The following is a 17434-nucleotide window of genomic DNA, read 5'->3' on the forward strand; positions in this document are numbered from 1 at the left end:
GGACTAGCCTGCGAGCATGAGCGACCTCCTGGACCTCGACGACCCGACCACCGACCCCTTCGACGTCGCACGCGCGGCCGCCGAGCACCTCGCGGAGGCGACCGGTGTGGCCCACCACGACGTGGCGCTCGTGCTCGGCTCCGGGTGGGGCGGCGCGGCCGACCTGCTCGGCGAGACGGTGGCCGAGGTGCCCGCGACGTCGGTGCCGGGGTTCTCCGCCGCGGCCGTCGTCGGGCACTCCGGGACGATCCGCTCGGTGCGCATCGGGGACGGCGACAAGCACGCTCTGGTGCTCGGCTCGCGCACGCACCTGTACGAGGGCCGGGGGGTCCGGCGCGTCGTGCACGGGATGCGGACGGCCGCGGCGACGGGCGCCCGCACCGTGGTGCTGACCAACGGCTGCGGCGGGCTCAACCCCGCCTGGGCGCCGGGCACGCCGGTGCTCATCAGCGACCACATCAACCTGACCGCGACGTCACCGCTCGAGGGTGCGACGTTCGTCGACCTCACGGACCTGTACTCCGCGCGCCTGCGGGCGGTCGCCCACGAGGTCGACGCCGGGCTCGACGAAGGCGTGTACGTGCAGTTCCGCGGACCGCACTACGAGACGCCGGCGGAGGTCGCGATGGCCGGGCGGATCGGCGGCGACCTCGTCGGGATGTCGACGACGCTCGAGGCGATCGCAGCCCGGCACGCGGGGATGGAGGTGCTCGGCATCTCGCTGGTCACCAACCTTGCCGCAGGCGTCGGCACCGAGGCGCTCTCGCACGAGGAGGTGCTCGAGGCGGGGCGCGCCGCGGGGCCGCGGATCAGCGCGCTGCTCGCGGAGGTCGTGCGCCGGCTCTGACGCCGCCGACCGCGGCACGAGCCGGATCTCCATGCCCTGGCCTGCGTCCGGGGTCGTGCGGCGCGCGACGGATCACTACGTTGGGGACATGAGCAACGAGGCTTGGGACGATCTGCGCGCCCGCGTCGAGCAGTGGATCGACGACGATCCCGATCCGCGCACCGCGGCCGAGCTGCGGGACCTGATCGACACCGCGGAGCGACACACGGTGGGAGCCCCGACGAACCCGACCGAGGACGGCCTCGACCGCGCCGCAGCGGCCGCCCGTACCGAGCTCGCGGACCGGTTCCGCGGGCCGCTCGAGTTCGGCACCGCCGGGCTGCGCGGCCGCGTCGAGGGCGGACCGCACCGGATGAACCGTGCCGTCGTCATCCGCGCCGCCGCGGGGCTGTCCGACTACCTGCTCGGCGAGCTCGACGGCCTGCCCGCCCCGCGCGTCGTCGTCGGGTACGACGCACGGCACGGATCGCACGACTTCGCGTACGACACGGCGGCAGTCATGACGGCCGTCGGCATCGACGTGATGGTGCTCCCGAGCCCGCTGCCGACGCCCGTGCTGGCGTTCGCGGTGCGCCACCTCGGCGCCGACGCGGGCGTCATGGTCACCGCGTCGCACAACCCGCCGCGCGACAACGGGTACAAGGTGTACCTCGGCGGTCGCGTCGTGACCGACGCCGGTCAGGGCTCGCAGATCGTGCCGCCGGCCGACTCGGCGATCGCCGCCGAGATCGCGCGCGTGCACTCGGTCGCCTCCGTGCCGCGCGCCGAGTCCGGCTGGACCGTGCTGGGCGACGAGATCGTCGACGAGTACGTCGCCGCGACCCTCACGCTGGCCGACCCGACGATCGGCGCCGCGGCGGGCGACCTGCGCATCGTGCTCACGCCGCTGCACGGCGTGGGCGGCGCGCTCGGCGAGCGGGTGCTGCGCGCCGCGGGCTTCACCGACGTGCTCGTCGTGCCCGAGCAGAGCGCACCCGACCCGGACTTCCCGACCGTCGCGTTCCCGAACCCCGAGGAGCCGGGCGCGATCGACCTCGCGCTCGGACTCGCGAGCGACCAGCGCGCCGACCTCGTCATCGCGCTCGACCCGGACGCCGACCGCTGCGCCGTCGCGGTGCTCGACCCGCGCGCACGCACGCACCGCGGCCCCGACACCGCGGGCGCCGAGGGCTGGCGGATGCTGCACGGCGACGAGACCGGGTCGCTGCTCGGCGCGATCGTCGCGCGGCGGATCGCCGCCGAACCCGGCCCGATCGACCCCGAGACCACGTTCGCCAGCTCGATCGTGTCCTCGCGCCTGCTGTCGCGCATCGCCGCGGCCGCGGGCGTGCAGCACCGCCAGACCCTCACCGGTTTCAAGTGGCTCTCGCGCGTTGACGGGTTGGCGTACGCGTACGAGGAGGCGCTCGGGTACTGCGTCGCCCCGCAGAACGTGCACGACAAGGACGGCATGTCAGCCGCGCTGCTCGTCGCGTCCGCGGCCGCCCGGCTCAAGGCCGAGGGGCGCACGCCGATGGACGTGCTCGACGACCTCGCGCGCGCGCACGGCCTGCACCTCACGGGTCAGGTGTCCGCGCGGTTCGACGACCTGGCGCAGATCCCCGCGACCGTGCAGCGACTGCGCGAGGCTCCCCCGACGACCGTCGGCGGCTCGCCCGTCACCTCGGTCGTCGATCTCGCGCACGGGTCCGACGAGGACCGCGACGGACTGCCCCCGACCGAGGGACTGCGGCTCGACGCCGCCGACCGCACCCGCGTCATCGTCCGACCGTCGGGGACCGAACCCAAGGTCAAGTGCTACCTCGAGGTGATCGAGCCCGTCGCACCCGATGCCGACGACGCCGCGGTGGGTGTCGCCCGCGAGCGCGCCCGGCACCGGCTCGACCAGGTGGCCGCCGACATGCGCTCGGCCCTCGGCATCGGCTGACGCCCCGGCGCAGCTCGAGCCCCTCGACCAGACGCACCTCCGAACAGACGCACCTGCGACCAGACGCACCTCGGCGCGGCGGTCCCGGAGGAGGCCCGCCGCGCCGAGGTCCGTTACCCGCCGACCGGGTCCAGGGGTCGGAGGGGGTCGGGTGTCAGGTCAGGGCCGGCCACCGCCGTGGTGGCCGCCGCCGTGACCGTGACCGCGGTCGCGTCGGCCGTCGTTCCCGGGCTGACCGTGGTGCTGGTGGTCCTTGTGGCGACCGTCGCGGTCGTGGCCGTCACCCGGGTCGCACGGGTCTGACGGTGACGGGCTCGGGGTCGGGTCGGTCGGCGACGGCTCGGGCGTGGGCTCCGTCGTCGGCTCGGGCGTCGGCTCCGTCGTCGGCTCCGGCGTCGGCTCGGTCGTCGGCTCGGTCGTCGGCTCGGTCGTCGGCTCCGTGGTCGGCTCGGTCGTTGGCTCCGTGGTCGGCTCCGTCGTCGGCTCGGTGGTCGGCGTTCCGGATGCCGTGACGTACGGCCACGGACGACCGACGCCGGGGTCGCCGTCCTGGTGCGCCACGGCGGGCACCACACCGATGAGACCGACTGCCAACGCCACGCCGGTCACCTTCACGGGGGTCCCGAGTGCGGCCACCTTGGCGAGAAGTGCTGCGAGGGTCGTGTTGATCACGTCCACCTCCAGGATCGTCGCGGTCCCGTTGTCCGCACCTCGTCGGGGTGCCGGGCCGCTCCATTCCCCTGAGTCATCGAGCCGGTCCGCGCCAGGGGTACGGCTCGGACCGAGATCGACGCTGACCTGCGTAGACGTGTCGACGCACCGACGCGTCAGGGGCCGGTGCGGCCGCCGCCGTCGTCGCCTCCGCCGCCCCAGCCGCTGCCGCGTCCGTCGCCGGAACCGCCGCCGGAGCCGCCGCCGCCGTCTCCACGACCGTCGTCACCACGACCGTCGTCACCACGACCGGAGCCGCCGTCGTTCCCCCGGCCGTCGTCGCCACCGTCGCCGTCGGGGTGATCGTCGCGGTCGTCGCGACCGCCACCCTCGTCGCCACCGCGGTCGCGCCAGCGGCCGTCTCCGTGGCCGTCGTCGCCACGACCGTCGTCCCAACGGTCGTCCCCACGACCGTCGTCCCAACGGTCGTCGCCACGACCGTCATTCCAGCGGTCGTCGCCGCTGCCGTCACTGCCGGAACGATCGTCGGGAACGGTCGGCACGACGGGCACCGCGCGCTCGCTCGAGGACGGCGACGGCGTGGGCGTCGGCGATGTCCCGGCGGGAACAGGCATCACGGGCCCGTCACCCGAGATGGTGCGCCACGCGTCGTTGACGAGGTCGACCACCGCCTGGCGCTGGAGCGCGGGCGGCGCGATACCCGTGGCCGCGGCAACACCCGACGCGACACCGACCGTCACGGCCGTGATCCCGACGACCGCCCCGACCCTGCGCAGCAGCACGACACGTCCCGACGAGCCGGCGAGACGCGACGTCCCGGCGCCGGCCCCGGCCTCGAGCACGCCATCGGGCCCGGGCGCGACATCGGACCCGGGCGCCACATCGGGCCCGGACGCCACGACCGGTGCGGGTGCGGTGGCAGGCACTGCGCGCAGGGTGCGCACGGACGACGACGCACCGGCCGCGAAGATCGCGCGCAGCTCGTCGGACGGTGCGGGCGCGGCGGACCGCGAGAGCGCGTGCAGACCCGCGACGAAGGAGGTCAGCTCCGGCTCGTCCGGGACCGTCTCTCCGGCGAGCAGCAGGTCGTCCGGGATGCGCACATCCAGGTCATCGTCACGGGGGCTCATAGGGGTACGCCCTGACGCGCGAGCTCTCGTCGGACCGCGGCCAGGCCACGGCGCTGCAGGGCCTTGACCGCGCCGACGTTCTTGTCCGTCACCTGTGCGACCTGCTCGATGGTGAGGTCGGCGACGATGCGCAGCGTGAGCACCTCGCGCTGGTCGGCGGTCAGCGCTTCGAGCACCTGGAGCACCCGCCGCTCGGAGAGCGCGTCGAGCGCGTCGTCCTCGGCGCTGCCCACGGGCGGCGGCTCGACCTCCTCGACGGGCTCCGCGAGGTCTCGCGAGCGGCGGCGCCACTCGTCGACGGCACGGTGGTGGGCGATCGTGAACACCCACGAGCGGAACTTCGTCTGGTCGCCGCGGAACCGCCCCAGACCCGGAACACCGCGAGGAAGACCTCGTTCGTCAGGTCGTCGACGTCGGGCGTGCCGCGGGCTCGCAGGTACGCCGCAACCGGGCGGACCAGGTCGCGGTAGAGCGCCTCGAACGCGGGGCCGGACCCGTCACGGGCCGCGCCCAGCACGTCGTCGAAATCGTCCACCACGCCGCGCGGACCTCCGGGCCGTCGTTCGTCGGATGCGAGCGATCGGCCACGCTAGGTGCGCGTCGCACGCTCGGCAACCCCGACGACGACCTCGCCGACACCCCACCGACAGCCAGCCGACAGCCGACCGGCAGCCGGCCGGGCGGCGCCGGTCGCCTTGCTCGTCGGCGAACGTGCAGGTCAGTAGTCGGACTCCGCCTCCAGACCCGCGAGCACCGCCGCGGTGCCCGACAGGCCGAGCCGGGTCGCACCCGCCTCGATCATCGCGAGCGCGTCGCCCGCGGTACGGACGCCCCCCGACGCCTTGATCCCGAGCCGTCCCCCGACCGTCCCCGCCATGACGCGAACCGCATGCACGGTCGCGCCGCCGGTCGGGTGGAACCCCGTCGACGTCTTGACGAAGTCCGCACCGGCCGCCGCGGCTGCACGGCACGTCTCGACGATCTCGTGGTCGCTCAGCGCCGCCGACTCGATGATGACCTTGAGCACCACGGGCGCGGGGGTCGCGGCGCGGACCGCCTCGATGTCGGCGCGCACGTCGTCGAACCGGCCCTCCTTCGCGGCGCCGACGTCGATCACCATGTCGACCTCGTCGGCGCCGTCGAGCACCGCCTGCGCGGCCTCCGCCGCCTTCACGCTCGAGTGGTGCTTGCCGGACGGGAACCCGCACACCGTCGCGACCTTGAGCGTCGACGGGACCTCGACGGGCAGGAACGACGGCGAGATGCAGATCGAGTAGACGCCGAGCTGCGCGGCCTCCTCGACGAGCGCCTCGACGTCGGCCCGGGTCGCCTCGGGCTTGAGCAGGGTGTGGTCGACGAACTGCGCCAGCGCAGCCGCGTCCAACGGGTCGTGGGTCATGCTCGGTGCCTCCCTCCACGCGCCGCGGCGTACGCGGGGCGGATCACGGTGTCGACGAGCGCGACACGCTCGTCGTGGTGGACGAACGCGTGCTGTGCCGCGGTGACCGCGACGTCTTCGAGGTCCGCGAGGGACCAGTGCGCATGCTCGACGAGCAGCGCGAGCTCACGGCCCAGCGACGTGCCCGACTGCAGGCGGTTGTCGGTGTTGACGGTCACCGCGAAGCCCAGGCGCTTGAGCCGGGTCACCGGATGGTCGGCGATCGAGGCCGCGGCCCCCGTCTGGACGTTGGACGACGGGCAGCACTCCAGTGCGAGGCGCCGGTCGCGCACCCAGTGTGCGAGCGGACCGAGCCGGTCGCCGTGCTCGTCGGTGCCGATGTCGTCCGCCAGTCGCGCACCGTGGCCGAGGCGCAGTGCTCCGGCGCGTACGGCGTCGTCGATCGAGGCCGGTCCGGCGGCCTCGCCCGCGTGCACCGTCGCGGGCAGGTGCGCGTCCTGCAGCACCTCGAACGCCTCTGCGTGCGCGGTCGCGGGGAACCCGTCCTCCGGCCCGGCGAGGTCGAACCCGACGACACCCGCATCCCGATGCTCGACCGCGAGCCGCGCGATCTGCGCGCCGTGGTCGGCCTGACGCATCGCGCACAGCAGCGCGACGACGCGGATGGGCCTCCCGTCGTCGTGCGCCTGCGCCGCACCCTCGTCGAGACCCGCGCGCACCGCCTCGACGACCTCGTCCAGCGTGAGTCCGCCCGCGAGGTGCTGCTCGGGCGCGTACCGGACCTCGGCGTACACGACACCGTCCGCCGCGAGGTCGAGGGCCGCCTCGCGGGCGACGCGGCGTAGCGCGTCCGCGGTCTGCAGCACCGCGACCGTGTGCGCGAACGTCTCCAGGTAGCGCTCGAGCGATCCCGCGCTCGCGGCCTCGACGAACCAGCGGCCCAGCTCGTCGGGGTCGGTGGTCGGCAGCTCGTGGCCGACCTGCGCCGCGAGCTCCACGATCGTCTGCGGGCGCAGGCCACCGTCCAGGTGGTCGTGCAGCAGGACCTTCGGCAGTCCGGGGAGCAATGTGAGCAAGGCGCTGTCGGCCCGTCGGTCGTCCGACTCTTCGTCGGACGCCTGCTCGTGGGGTTCGCTCATGCGTCCCGGTCCTCGTCGTCCAGGAGCACCTCGGTGTCCTGCTCCACGACGTCGGCCTCGTCGGCGCGTCCCTCGAGGTCCGCGCGCGGGAGGTCGGGGATGTGGTCCTCGGGGTTGGCGGGCGATGCGGCGGCCGCGGCGTCGCGGGCGTCCGTGAGACGGACCGGCGCGTCGGGGTCGACGGGCTCGAGGCCCGCGTCCCGCCAGGCCTCCGAGCCGGGGAGCGTGCTCATGGCGGTTCTCCTTCGTCGGCGCCTCGCCGGCGGACCCGTCGTCCGCGGCGACCCGGTCCCATCGTCCTCTGATCAACCGTCCGCCGCACCCTCCCACAGGTCCCGGTCGCGCCTTCGCCACGGTTCCGACGAACCCGCTGGGCCCATCCCGGCGTCGTCCGTAGCCCGCTGCTCGTCGGCGCTGCTGTGCGTCGCTGCTCGTCGGCGCTGCTGCTCGTCGGCGTTGCTGTGCGCCGCTGCTCGTCGGCGCCGCTGCTCGTCGGAGCTGCTGTGCGCCGCTCGCCGGCGCTCCCGCCCGGCGAGCTCGCCACACCCACCGCCCTGACGCCTCCAGCGAAGTGCCGCGGACCGGACCCGTGCGGGCCGTCGCCCGGTCGCACGGGTCCGTCGCCCCGATGCGTGAATGAGCGTTTCTCGTGCTTTATCACGAACCTCCGATATTGCGCCGGACGCGATGCATCGACGGTCGCTCGCGGGCATTATCACGCACCTCCGACATTGCGCAGAGTGCGGCGCGCTCCTGTGCGCGCGAACCGCTGGGGCTCGCATCGGCACGCATCGCCTGCACGGCGTCCAGACCCTCGGTGCGGTGGATCCCGCCGTCGAGCTCGCCGTCCTTCCGACGATCAGACGGCATCTGACCTGCATCGACGTCGAACCCGCGGCGTCCATCCGGAATGCACGGGGGCTGCGCGACCCGACCCCAGGGCCATTCCTGTGGATATCTCACCATGCGATTCCCCCATTGTCCTGGCGTCCGATTCGCGTAGAGTTGTCGCATGTTGTCGAGCGAGCCGAGAAGTGGCGGTCACCACGCCGGTGGCGCGCCTTCTTCTGCGGATTCGTGGCGCCTCGCTGCGACGGTCGCGTCTCCGGGCGGAGACCTGCGGGTCGGCGTCGCGATGCTGCTCGACGTCGTCCGCAACTGCGACTCGTGGTCCGCCGAGCGGGTGGTCGCCACGCTCGACGAGGTCGACGCCGCCGCGGCCGTGCTCCTCACGGTCAAGGCGCACCTGCTCGCGGCGCAGGCGGACCTCGGCGCGGGGATGCGTGCCTCGGACCGTTCGTTCGCGGATGCGCGCTCGCGACGCACCGGGGCCTCCCGCTGGGCGGCGGACCAGGAGATCGCCGGCGCCCGAGCGCTGGTCGCGATGCCGGAGCTCGCCGCGGCCGTGGCCGCGCGGGAGGTGCCCGTCGCGCACGTGGCGGCGCTCGGCCGGTTCGCGGCTCGTGCCTCCGCGGCCGTCGTCGAGGCGATGCAGTCCGACGAGGGTCGGGCCGAGGTGCTCAGGCTCGCCAGCCAGGCCCCCACGGGTGCGCAGTTCGCCAAGGACCTGGAGCTGTACGCGGCCCGCGTGGACCCGGAGCGCCTGAAGTCCGACCGCGACTCCCACCACCGGTCACGGTTCCTCACGCTGACGCACACCGCGGAGGCGACGCTGCTCAAGGGCCGTCTCGACCCGCTCGCCGGCCGCGAGCTCGCGCTCGCGCTCGAGGCCACCGACCAGCGCCCCGACGCCGACCGCACCGTCGAGCAGGCGCGAGCGGACGCGCTGCACGCGCTGGCGGTCCACACGAACCGCTGCCCGGGCCTCCAACCGCACCCGGTCCCGGCGACCGACCCCACTGCTCACGCCGCCGACCTCGCTCCCCACGGCGCCGGCCTTACGCCCGACAGCGCCGACCTCGCTCCCCACGGCACCGGTCTCACGCCCGACAGCGCCGACCTCGCTCCACGCCGCACCGGTCTCACGCCCGACGGCTCCGACCGCACTCCGCGCGGAGAGTACGCACGCGCGCTCGCGCACGGCGATGACGGCGAGCCCGCGCGGCGGGCGTCGGATCTGTCTTCGATGAGCGGGAGGCTCACGGCGCCCGAGAACCGACCCCACGTGTCGGTGCTGATGAGCGTGCAGACGCTCGCGGCCCTGCGGGCGGTGCAGTGTGGATCGGCGCCGCCGGAGGGATTCGCGCCAGCGGTGACCTCCGACGGCCTCGCGCTGACGCTCGCCGAGGCCGCGCGCATCCTGTGCGACTGCACGGTCACGCGTGTGGTGGTGGATGCCGCGTCGATGCCGCTCGACGTCGGCCGGGCGCAGCGTCTGCACACCGCTCACCAGCGGCGCGCGGTGCACGCTCGGGACCGGGGTTGCGCCTGGAACGGATGCGGAGCGCTCGCCCACTGGTGCGACGTGCACCACGTGCGGTGGTGGGACCGAGACGGGGGCGAGACCTCCGTCGAGAACGGCGTCGCGCTGTGCGTGTTCCACCACCAGCGCGTGCACAGCCTGGACCTGAGGGTCGAACGTCACGGCGTCGCGTGGGACGAGGGCACCGGCCTGCCCGAGCGCGTCCGCTACTCGTTCCGCAACCCCGACGGCACCCTCGAGAACGGTCCACCGTCCGAGCCCGGCCGATCCCGCCCGAGGGTCGGGCGCGCTCGATCCGGCCCGCCGGTCTGGCGCGCAACATCGCGACCCTCGGTCGACCCGCCCGGCCCCGGTGTACGAGCCGAGCTCACTCGAGCCCGCACCTCGGCCGGCCCGCCCGGCTCCGGTGTGCGAGCCGAGCGAACTCGGCCCCGCCCTTCGGCGAGCCGCGCGGGCGGTGGGGTCGAGAGTCGAGGAGTCCCTGTGGCCGACAGGCGAGGGACCGGTCCAGAGAGGACCAGACCGAACGCGGTGCCGCCGGGGCAGGGCTTCGTGCAGTCGGTGGGGCCGCCGCCGTTCTAGTGCGCCGACCGGAGTGCGCCGAACGGAGTGCGACGAGGTCAGTCGCGATGAGGTCAGTCGCGATGAGGTCAGTCGCGATGAGGTCAGTCGCGATGAGGTCAGGCGCGATGAGGTCAGGCGCGATGAGGTCAGGGGGTGACGCGGTCAGGGGGTGACGCGGTCGAGGATCAGGGGGCGGGGTGTGACGGGCGTGGTGGGGTCGACGACCTCGATGCCGCCGACGAGGGCGTCGCGGGCGCGGGCGAAGCGGTCGGGGGTGTCGGTGTGCAGCGTGAGGATCGGCTGGCCGGCGCGCACGGTGTCACCGGGGCGGACGTGGAGCTGAACACCGGCGCCGGCCTGCACCGGGTCCTCCTTGCGTGCGCGGCCGGCGCCCAGCCGCCACGCGGCGATGCCGACGGCGTACGCGTCGAGCGTCGACACGACGCCGTCACGCTCGGCGAGGACCTGCTCGGTCTCGGTGGCCCACGGCAGCGGGGCGTCGGCGTCGCCGCCCTGGGCTTGGATCATGCGGCGCCAGGCGTCCATCGCGCGGCCGTCGGCGAGTGCGGCGGCGGGGTCGGCGTCGGGGCGGCCGGCCGCGTCGAGCATCTCGCGGGCCAGCGCGAGCGTGAGCTCGACGACGTCGGCGGGGCCACCGCCCGCGAGGACCTCGACCGACTCGCGCACCTCGAGCGCGTTGCCGGCCGTCAGACCGAGCGGCGTGGACATGTCGGTGAGCAGGGCGACCGTGGTCACGCCGGCGTCGGCGCCCAGCTCGACCATCGTGCGGGCAAGTTCGCGCGCGCGTTCCTCGGTCTTCATGAACGCGCCGGTGCCGACCTTGACGTCGAGGACAAGGGCACCCGTGCCCTCGGCGATCTTCTTGCTCATGATCGAGCTCGCGATCAGCGGGATCGCCTCGACCGTGCCGGTGACGTCACGCAGCGCGTAGAGCTTGCGGTCCGCGGGGGCCAGGCCCGAGCCGGCCTGGCAGATGACGGCACCGACGTCGGCGAGCTGACGCATCATCTCCTCGTTGCTCAGCGCGGCGCGCCAGCCGGGGATCGACTCGAGCTTGTCGAGCGTGCCGCCGGTGTGGCCCAGGCCGCGGCCGGACAGCTGCGGCACGGCCACGCCGAACACCGCGACCAGCGGTGCGAGCGGGAGCGTGATCTTGTCGCCGACGCCGCCGGTGGAGTGCTTGTCCGCCGTGGGTCGGCCGAGGTGCGCGAACGACATGCGCTCCCCCGACGCGATCATCGCCGCCGTCCAGCGGGCGATCTCGGCACGGTCCATGCCGTTGAGCAGGATCGCCATGTTGAGCGCGGACATCTGCTCGTCGGCGACGACACCGCGCGTGTACGCGTCGATGACCCAGTCGATCTGGCCGTCGGTCAGCCGGTGGCCGTCGCGCTTCGCGACGATCACGTCGACCGCGTCGAACGCCTCGCTCATGTCCGCTCCTCAGGCTCGTTCGGTCAGGTCGTCGGGCCCGAAGGCGTCCGGCAGCACCTCGGTCATGGACCGCAGGCCGCTGACGGTCTCGAGCACCAGGTTCGCTCCGCCGTGCTCCCACAGGAGCTGGCGGCAGCGTCCGCACGGCATGAGCACGGTGCCGTGCCCGTCCACGCAGGTGAAGGCCACGAGTCGCCCTCCGCCCGACATGACGAGCGCGGACACCAGCGAGCACTCGGCGCACAACGTCACGCCGTAGCTCGCGTTCTCGATGTTGCAGCCGGAGACGACGCGGCCGTCGTCGACGAGCGCGGCGGCGCCCACCGGGAACTTCGAGTACGGCACGTAGGCGTTGCGCATCGCCTCGATGGCGACGGCGCGCAGCGCGTCCCAGTCGACCTGGACGTCCTCGCTCACGCGGGGTTCACCTCACTTCACGTACGGGATGCCCTCGGACGCCGGCGGGCGCACACGTCCGACGAGGCCCGCGACGGCGAAGATCGTCACGACGTACGGCGTCATGAGCATGATCTGGCTCGGGATGGGCGTCCCGACGATGCCGAGGACGACCTGCAGGTTGTCCGAGAAGCCGAACAGCAGCGCCGCGGCGAGCGCTCCGACCGGATTCCAGCGGCCGAGGATCATGGCCGCCAGGGCGATGAAGCCCTTGCCTCCGGTCATCTCCTTGCCGAACGCAAGCCCCGCCGCGACCGTGAAGAACGCGCCGCCGAGCCCGGCGACCGCGCTGCCCAGGATCGTCGAACGCATCCGCGTGCGGTTGACCTTGATGCCGACGGTGTCCGCGGCCTTGGGGTGCTCGCCGACCGCGCGCAGCCGCAGGCCCCAGCGGCTGCGGAAGATGAAGATCTGCAGCAGGGCGACGACGACGTACATGACGTAGACGAGCACCGTCTGGCGGAAGAGCACGGGGCCGATCACGGGGATCTGGCTCAGCACCGGGATGTCGATCGTCGGCAGCTTGGGCGGCGAGTTGTAGCGCGCCGCGTCGTTCTTCAGCACGGTCGAGAACAGGTAGCTCGTGACGCCGATGACGAGCACGTTGAGCACGACGCCGACGATGATCTGGTTGACGACGTACTTGATGGAGAACAGCACCAGCAACGCTCCGACCAGCGCACCCGCGATGGGCGCGGCGATCAGGCCGGCGTACGCCGACGACGTGATCGACGCGACGACGGCGGCGAGGAACGCACCCGCGAGGAGCTGCCCCTCGATCGCGACGTTGATGATGCCCGAACGCTCGCAGAGCAGGCCGGACAGCGCGCCGAACACCAGCGGGATCGCGAGGAACAGCGAACCCTGCAGGAGCCCGGTCAGCGGGATCGGCGAGTCCTTGCCCGCGTCGGCCCACACCAGGAACGCCATCACGACGCAGACGCCGAAGATCGCCGGCAGCCAGACACCGACCTTGCGACGGTTCTTCGTCTCGACGTAGGAGAACACGGCCAGGCCGAGCGCGATCAGCGAGAGCAGGATCGCGGTCGACTTCGACGGGACCGTGATGGGGTCGATCTGGAAGAAGTCCTTGCTCGTCGAGATCGTGAACGTCGACTCGCGGCCGGAGTCGGGCAGCAGCCCGAACAGGACGAGCGAGAGCACGGAGAACACGCCGTACCCGGTCGGCGCCTTCCAGCTGATCGGCGCTAGCGGCTTGGCCGCCTCGTCGGGCGCGGTGGCCGCGGGGCGGTCCGTCGTCGGGGCGCTCATGCCGCCACCTCCTTCGTCGTCGAGCGGGCGGCTCGGGCCTTGCGCGGTCCGGGGGCGGGCAGTCGGAACACGGCCCGCACGAGCGGCGGTGCTGCGATGAACAGGACGACGAGCGACTGCATGACGAGCACGACGTCGATCGGCGTGCCCGTCCGTGCCTGCATCGCGAACCCGCCGGCGCGCAGCGCGCCGAACAGCAGACCGGCGAAGAACGTGCCGAGCGGCTTGGAGCGACCCAGGAGGGCGACGGTGATCGCGTCGAAGCCGAAGCTGGCGGCCACGTCGGCGGTGAGCACCTTGTCGGTGCCCAGCACCTGTGCGGAACCGGCCAGGCCTGCGAGCGCACCGGCCACGAGCATGACCCACACGTACGACGCGTTGACCGAGATGCCCGCGGTACGCGCGGCGTGCGGGTTGGCGCCGACGGCCCGGAACTTGAAGCCGATGGTCGAGCGGCCCATGAGCCACCAGACGAAGATCGCGGCCACGATCGCGACGATGAAACCGGCGTGCAGCCGGAAGCTGTCACCGAGCAGGAGGGGGTACTGCGCCGACTTGGGCACGGCCGGGGAGATCGGGTTCGTGCTGCCCGGGTTCTGCAGCACGGGCGTGGTGAGCAGGTACGCGATCAGGTACACGGCGATCGAGTTGAGCATGATCGTCACGATCACCTCGTGCGCACCCGTGCGGGCCTTGAGGAAGCCCGCGATGCCGGCCCACAGACCACCACCGACGATCGCGGCGAGCATGGCGAGCGGCAGGTGCAGGTACGCCGGCAGGTCGAGGTGGAAGGCCACCCAGCCGGCGAAGATCGCACCGAGGATGATCTGGCCCTGGGCGCCGATGTTGAACAGGCCGGCACGGAAGCCGATGCCGAGGCCGAGGCCGGCGAGGATCAGCGGGATCGACACCGTCATGGTCTCGGTCAGCGGCTTGATCGCGGCCGTGAACGTCTCGGCGTTGGTGTCGAAGACCGCGCCCTGGAACAGGGCGACGTACGCGCTCGACACCGCGCTCCACGCGGCCGCGAACGTGTCCATCGGCTGCGAGAAGAAGTACTTGAGAGCAGCCTGCACGTCGTCGTCGGCGGCGGCGATCAGCACACCGGACAGGACGAGCGCGAGGACCACCGCGAGGACCGTCACGAGCCAGCCGCTCGAGAGGATCTCGCGCATGACCGTGTTGCCCTGCGGCGGCGGCTTCTCGTCGGTCGTGGTGACGGCGGCGGTGCCCGTGGCGGCGGGCGGCGGGACCTCGGGGTCGGGAAGGGGCGGGGTGCTCACCGGTCTGCCTCCTCGGTGGTGGTCCCGTGCTCGGCCTCGAGATCGGCCCCGCCGAGAGTGGTGTGGTGCGCGGCGGCCTGGGCCTGCGCCTCGGCCAGCGGGACGCCGGCCATCATGAGGCCCAGCACGTCACGGTCCGCGCCACCGGGCACCTCGCCGACGATCCGTCCGCGGTACATCACGACGATGCGGTCGGCCAGCCCCAGCACCTCGTCGAGCTCCGTGGAGACGATGATCACCGGCGTGCCGTGGTCGCGTTCCTGCACGATCCGTTGGTGCACGAACTCGATCGAGCCCACGTCCAGGCCGCGGGTCGGCTGCGACGCGATGAACAGGCGCAGCGGGCGGCTCATCTCGCGTGCGAGCACGACCTTCTGCTGGTTGCCGCCTGACAGGGTGCCGGCGGCCGCCTCGACCGACGGCGTGCGCACGTCGAACTCGACCGTGCGCTGCTCGGCGTTCGCTCGCACCTTGGCGAGGTTCATCTGCACGCTGCGGGCGAAGGGCGGCACGTCGTGAAGGTCGAGCACGAGGTTCTCGGCGACCGAGAACTCGGAGACCAGCCCGTCGATCGTGCGGTCCTCCGGCACGAAGCCGACACCGGCGCGCAGCACCTCCTTGACGGACCGGCCGACGAGCTCGTCGCCGTCGAGCTGCACCGAACCCGCGACGGGTTGCGTGAGCCCGAGCATCACCTCGGTGAGCTCCGTCTGGCCGTTGCCCTGAACGCCCGCGATCGCGAGGATCTCGCCGCGTCGCACGCCGAAGCTCACGTCGTCGACCTGCCGCACGCCGGCGGGGTCGATCACGGTCAGGCCGCGCACCTGGACGGTCTCCTCGCCCGGCTCGGCGGGGCCCTTGTCCACCCCGAGGGAGACCGAACGGCCCACCATGAGCGAGGCGAGCTCCTGCTCGGTCGAGGTGGGCGACGCCTCGCCGACGACCTTGCCGCGCCGGATGACCGTGATCCGGTCCGCGATCGCGCGGACCTCACGCAGCTTGTGCGTGATGAAGACGATGGAGGTGCCCGACTCCTTGAGCTGGCGCATGATCCCGATGAGCTCGTCGGTCTCCTGCGGCGTCAGCACCGCGGTCGGCTCGTCGAGGATGAGCACCTCGGCCTTGCGCGAGAGCGCCTTGATGATCTCGACGCGCTGCTGCGCGCCGACCGGCAGGTTCTCGATGAGCGCGTCCGGGTCGACGTCGAACCCGAACCGGTCCGAGATCTCCTTGACGAGCTTGCGCGCCGCGGCGCGGTCGATCAGGCCGCCGCCCTTGACGGGCTCGTGGCCGAGCGCGACGTTCTCGGCGACGGTGAACACCGGCACGAGCATGAAGTGCTGGTGCACCATGCCGATCCCGGCGGCCATCGCGTCGCCCGGTCCGGCGAAGACGCGCGGCTCGTCGTCGAGCAGCACCTCGCCCTCGTCGGGGTCGTACAGGCCGTAGAGCACGTTCATCAACGTGCTCTTGCCAGCCCCGTTCTCGCCCAGCAGCGCATGGATCTCGCCCGGCTGGACGACGAGGTCGATGTGGTCGTTCGCCACCAGCGCGCCGAAGCGCTTGGTGATGCCCCGCAGCTCGAGCTTCACGAGGTCACGCTCCTTCGCGTCGTTGTCAGCACCCTAGCCGCAGGCCAGCCCCCACGGGGCGCGGCGGTGGCCCGGGCATGTCGCCCGGGCCACCGCCGGTCAGGTCAGTTCTGGCTCGGCGACTCGATCTTCAGCTCGCCGCTGATGATCTGCTGCGTGAGCTCGTCGACCTTGGTCTTCAGCTCCGCCGGAACCTTCGAGTCGAAGTCGTGGAACGGCGCGATGCCGATGCCCTCGTTCTCGAGCGTCCCGACGTACGGGTCGGACGTGAAGTTGCCCTCCGAGGCTTCCTTGATGGTGTCGAAGACGGCCGCGCCGATCTCCTTCATCACCGAGGTCAGGACGATCGACGAGTAGTCGGGCGCCGTGAGGAACCAGTCGGCGTCGACGCCGACGATCGAGACGTCGCCGGCGTCCTTGGCCGCCGCCGCCGCACCAAGACCCACCGGGCCGGCCACGGGCATGATGATGTCCGCGCCCTGGTCGATGAAGCCCTTGGCGAGGTTCTGGCCGTTGGCCTGGTTCTCGAAGTCGCCGGTGAACTGGCCGTCCTGCTTGTCCTTGTCCCAGCCGAGCAGCTTCACCGAGGTCCCGCTGTCGGTGTTGTACTGCTTGATGCCGTCGGCGAAGCCGTCCATGAAGATCGTCACCGACGGGAGCTTGATGCCGCCGAAGGTCGCGACCGTGCCGGTGGCCGACATGCCCGCCGCGACGTAGCCGGCGAGGAACGACGCCTCCTGCGTGTTGAAGAGCAGCGGCTTGCCGTTCTCCAGCGTCACGGGGGCGAAGGTCTCGTCGGAGAACGACGAGTCGATGAGCGCGAAGTTGACGTCCGGGTTCGCCGTGGCGGCCGCCTGGATCGGGTCCTCCAGGAGGAAGCCGACGCCGATGATGAGGTCGCACTTGTCCGCGATCATCTGGTCGATGTTCGGCGTGAAGTCCGTCGCGGCGGTCGACTCGACCTTGTTGATCTCGACGCCGAGCTCGTCGGCCGCGCGCTGCAGGCCCTCGGCACCGGACTGGTTGAAGGACTTGTCCTCGAAGCCACCCGAGTCCGAGACCATGCAGGCCTTGAAGTCGACCGGCTCGACGGTCGGTGCCGCGGAGGTCGCGGTCTCTTCGCCACCGGGCGTCGCCTCGTCGTCCGGGGCGTCACCGCACGCCGCGAGAGCAAGGGCCACGGCCCCGCTCAGCGCTGCCACTCGAAGGAAGTTCTTCACGCGTCATCTCCTGGGTCATCTCGGGACGCTGCGCGCTGGTTGCGCGGGCGTCGGTCACCGGCTCGGCGGCTGGGGCCGCCAACCGGCTCGGATGC

At 72.6% G+C, this 17434-nt stretch carries 15 protein-coding genes; 3 read left to right on the top strand and 12 right to left on the bottom strand.

The genetic code is table 11. The features are described from left to right. Positions 1 to 16 precede the first annotated feature (16 nt). Entirely contained in the window at positions 17 to 847 is an 831-nt protein-coding gene (locus tag CCO02nite_RS11545) for a purine-nucleoside phosphorylase (RefSeq protein ID WP_146843295.1), read from the top strand. 88 nt (positions 848 to 935) lie between these two features. Beyond that, complete coding sequence (locus CCO02nite_RS11550) at positions 936 to 2774, top strand: phospho-sugar mutase (protein WP_146843296.1); 1839 nt, start codon at positions 936 to 938, stop codon at positions 2772 to 2774. A 159-nt stretch (positions 2775 to 2933) separates the two neighbouring features. On the opposite strand, the gene CCO02nite_RS15760 is transcribed toward CCO02nite_RS11550, so the two are convergent. From CCO02nite_RS15760 to CCO02nite_RS11580, 6 genes are all read right to left on the bottom strand, one after another. Beyond that, complete coding sequence (locus CCO02nite_RS15760) at positions 2934 to 3446, bottom strand: hypothetical protein (RefSeq protein WP_186812684.1); 513 nt, start codon at positions 3444 to 3446, stop codon at positions 2934 to 2936. Between the two features lie 155 nt (positions 3447 to 3601). Beyond that, positions 3602 to 4576 (bottom strand): hypothetical protein, encoded by a 975-nt coding sequence (locus tag CCO02nite_RS11560; RefSeq protein ID WP_146843297.1) that lies wholly within the window; start codon positions 4574 to 4576, stop codon positions 3602 to 3604. Continuing rightward, positions 4573 to 4944, bottom strand: a complete 372-nt coding sequence (locus CCO02nite_RS11565) for an RNA polymerase sigma factor (protein WP_146843298.1) — start codon at positions 4942 to 4944, stop codon at positions 4573 to 4575. The genes CCO02nite_RS11560 and CCO02nite_RS11565 overlap by 4 nt, the downstream gene beginning before the upstream one ends. Before the next feature lie 350 nt (positions 4945 to 5294). Beyond that, positions 5295 to 5975 carry a deoxyribose-phosphate aldolase gene (gene deoC, locus CCO02nite_RS11570; protein WP_146843299.1) on the bottom strand — a complete coding sequence of 227 codons (681 nt, stop codon included), beginning with the start codon at positions 5973 to 5975 and terminating at the stop codon, positions 5295 to 5297. Beyond that, positions 5972 to 7114, bottom strand: a complete 1143-nt coding sequence (locus tag CCO02nite_RS11575) for an adenosine deaminase (protein WP_146843300.1) — start codon at positions 7112 to 7114, stop codon at positions 5972 to 5974. The genes deoC and CCO02nite_RS11575 overlap by 4 nt, the downstream gene beginning before the upstream one ends. Beyond that, positions 7111 to 7347, bottom strand: coding sequence for a hypothetical protein (locus tag CCO02nite_RS11580; protein WP_146843301.1), 237 nt, complete (start codon positions 7345 to 7347; stop codon positions 7111 to 7113). The genes CCO02nite_RS11575 and CCO02nite_RS11580 overlap by 4 nt, the downstream gene beginning before the upstream one ends. Positions 7348 to 8249: 902 nt before the next feature. Here CCO02nite_RS11580 and CCO02nite_RS11585 point away from each other — a divergent pair. Then, positions 8250 to 10079 carry an HNH endonuclease signature motif containing protein gene (locus CCO02nite_RS11585; RefSeq protein ID WP_146843302.1) on the top strand — a complete coding sequence of 610 codons (1830 nt, stop codon included), beginning with the start codon at positions 8250 to 8252 and terminating at the stop codon, positions 10077 to 10079. A gap of 144 nt (positions 10080 to 10223) precedes the next feature. Here the strand turns inward: CCO02nite_RS11585 and CCO02nite_RS11590 are convergent, their stop codons facing one another. From CCO02nite_RS11590 to CCO02nite_RS11615, 6 genes are all read right to left on the bottom strand, one after another. Beyond that, complete coding sequence (locus tag CCO02nite_RS11590) at positions 10224 to 11516, bottom strand: thymidine phosphorylase (RefSeq protein WP_146843303.1); 1293 nt, start codon at positions 11514 to 11516, stop codon at positions 10224 to 10226. Between the two features lie 9 nt (positions 11517 to 11525). Continuing rightward, complete coding sequence (locus tag CCO02nite_RS11595; RefSeq protein WP_281284598.1) at positions 11526 to 11933, bottom strand: cytidine deaminase; 408 nt, start codon at positions 11931 to 11933, stop codon at positions 11526 to 11528. Positions 11934 to 11945: 12 nt separating this feature from the next. Beyond that, entirely contained in the window at positions 11946 to 13244 is a 1299-nt protein-coding gene (locus CCO02nite_RS11600) for an ABC transporter permease (protein ID WP_146843304.1), read from the bottom strand. Then, positions 13241 to 14527, bottom strand: a complete 1287-nt coding sequence (locus CCO02nite_RS11605; protein ID WP_371862508.1) for an ABC transporter permease — start codon at positions 14525 to 14527, stop codon at positions 13241 to 13243. The genes CCO02nite_RS11600 and CCO02nite_RS11605 overlap by 4 nt, the downstream gene beginning before the upstream one ends. Then, complete coding sequence (locus tag CCO02nite_RS11610) at positions 14524 to 16119, bottom strand: ABC transporter ATP-binding protein (protein WP_146843305.1); 1596 nt, start codon at positions 16117 to 16119, stop codon at positions 14524 to 14526. The genes CCO02nite_RS11605 and CCO02nite_RS11610 overlap by 4 nt, the downstream gene beginning before the upstream one ends. A gap of 104 nt (positions 16120 to 16223) precedes the next feature. Further along, positions 16224 to 17339, bottom strand: coding sequence for a BMP family lipoprotein (locus tag CCO02nite_RS11615; protein WP_146843306.1), 1116 nt, complete (start codon positions 17337 to 17339; stop codon positions 16224 to 16226). Between the last annotated feature and the right edge of the window lie 95 nt (positions 17340 to 17434).

The organism is Cellulomonas composti (genome assembly GCF_007990245.1).
Taxonomy (GTDB): Bacteria; Actinomycetota; Actinomycetes; order Actinomycetales; family Cellulomonadaceae; genus Cellulomonas; species Cellulomonas composti.

Coding starts and splice junctions, on each gene's coding strand:
- CCO02nite_RS11545 (WP_146843295.1), top strand. CDS start 17: ATGAGCGACCTCCTGGACCTCGACGACCCGACCACCGACCCCTTCGAC.
- CCO02nite_RS11550 (WP_146843296.1), top strand. CDS start 936: ATGAGCAACGAGGCTTGGGACGATCTGCGCGCCCGCGTCGAGCAGTGG.
- CCO02nite_RS11560 (WP_146843297.1), bottom strand. CDS start 4,576: ATGAGCCCCCGTGACGATGACCTGGATGTGCGCATCCCGGACGACCTG.
- deoC (WP_146843299.1), bottom strand. CDS start 5,975: ATGACCCACGACCCGTTGGACGCGGCTGCGCTGGCGCAGTTCGTCGAC.
- CCO02nite_RS11575 (WP_146843300.1), bottom strand. CDS start 7,114: ATGAGCGAACCCCACGAGCAGGCGTCCGACGAAGAGTCGGACGACCGA.
- CCO02nite_RS11580 (WP_146843301.1), bottom strand. CDS start 7,347: ATGAGCACGCTCCCCGGCTCGGAGGCCTGGCGGGACGCGGGCCTCGAG.
- CCO02nite_RS11585 (WP_146843302.1), top strand. CDS start 8,250: ATGCTGCTCGACGTCGTCCGCAACTGCGACTCGTGGTCCGCCGAGCGG.
- CCO02nite_RS11590 (WP_146843303.1), bottom strand. CDS start 11,516: ATGAGCGAGGCGTTCGACGCGGTCGACGTGATCGTCGCGAAGCGCGAC.
- CCO02nite_RS11600 (WP_146843304.1), bottom strand. CDS start 13,244: ATGAGCGCCCCGACGACGGACCGCCCCGCGGCCACCGCGCCCGACGAG.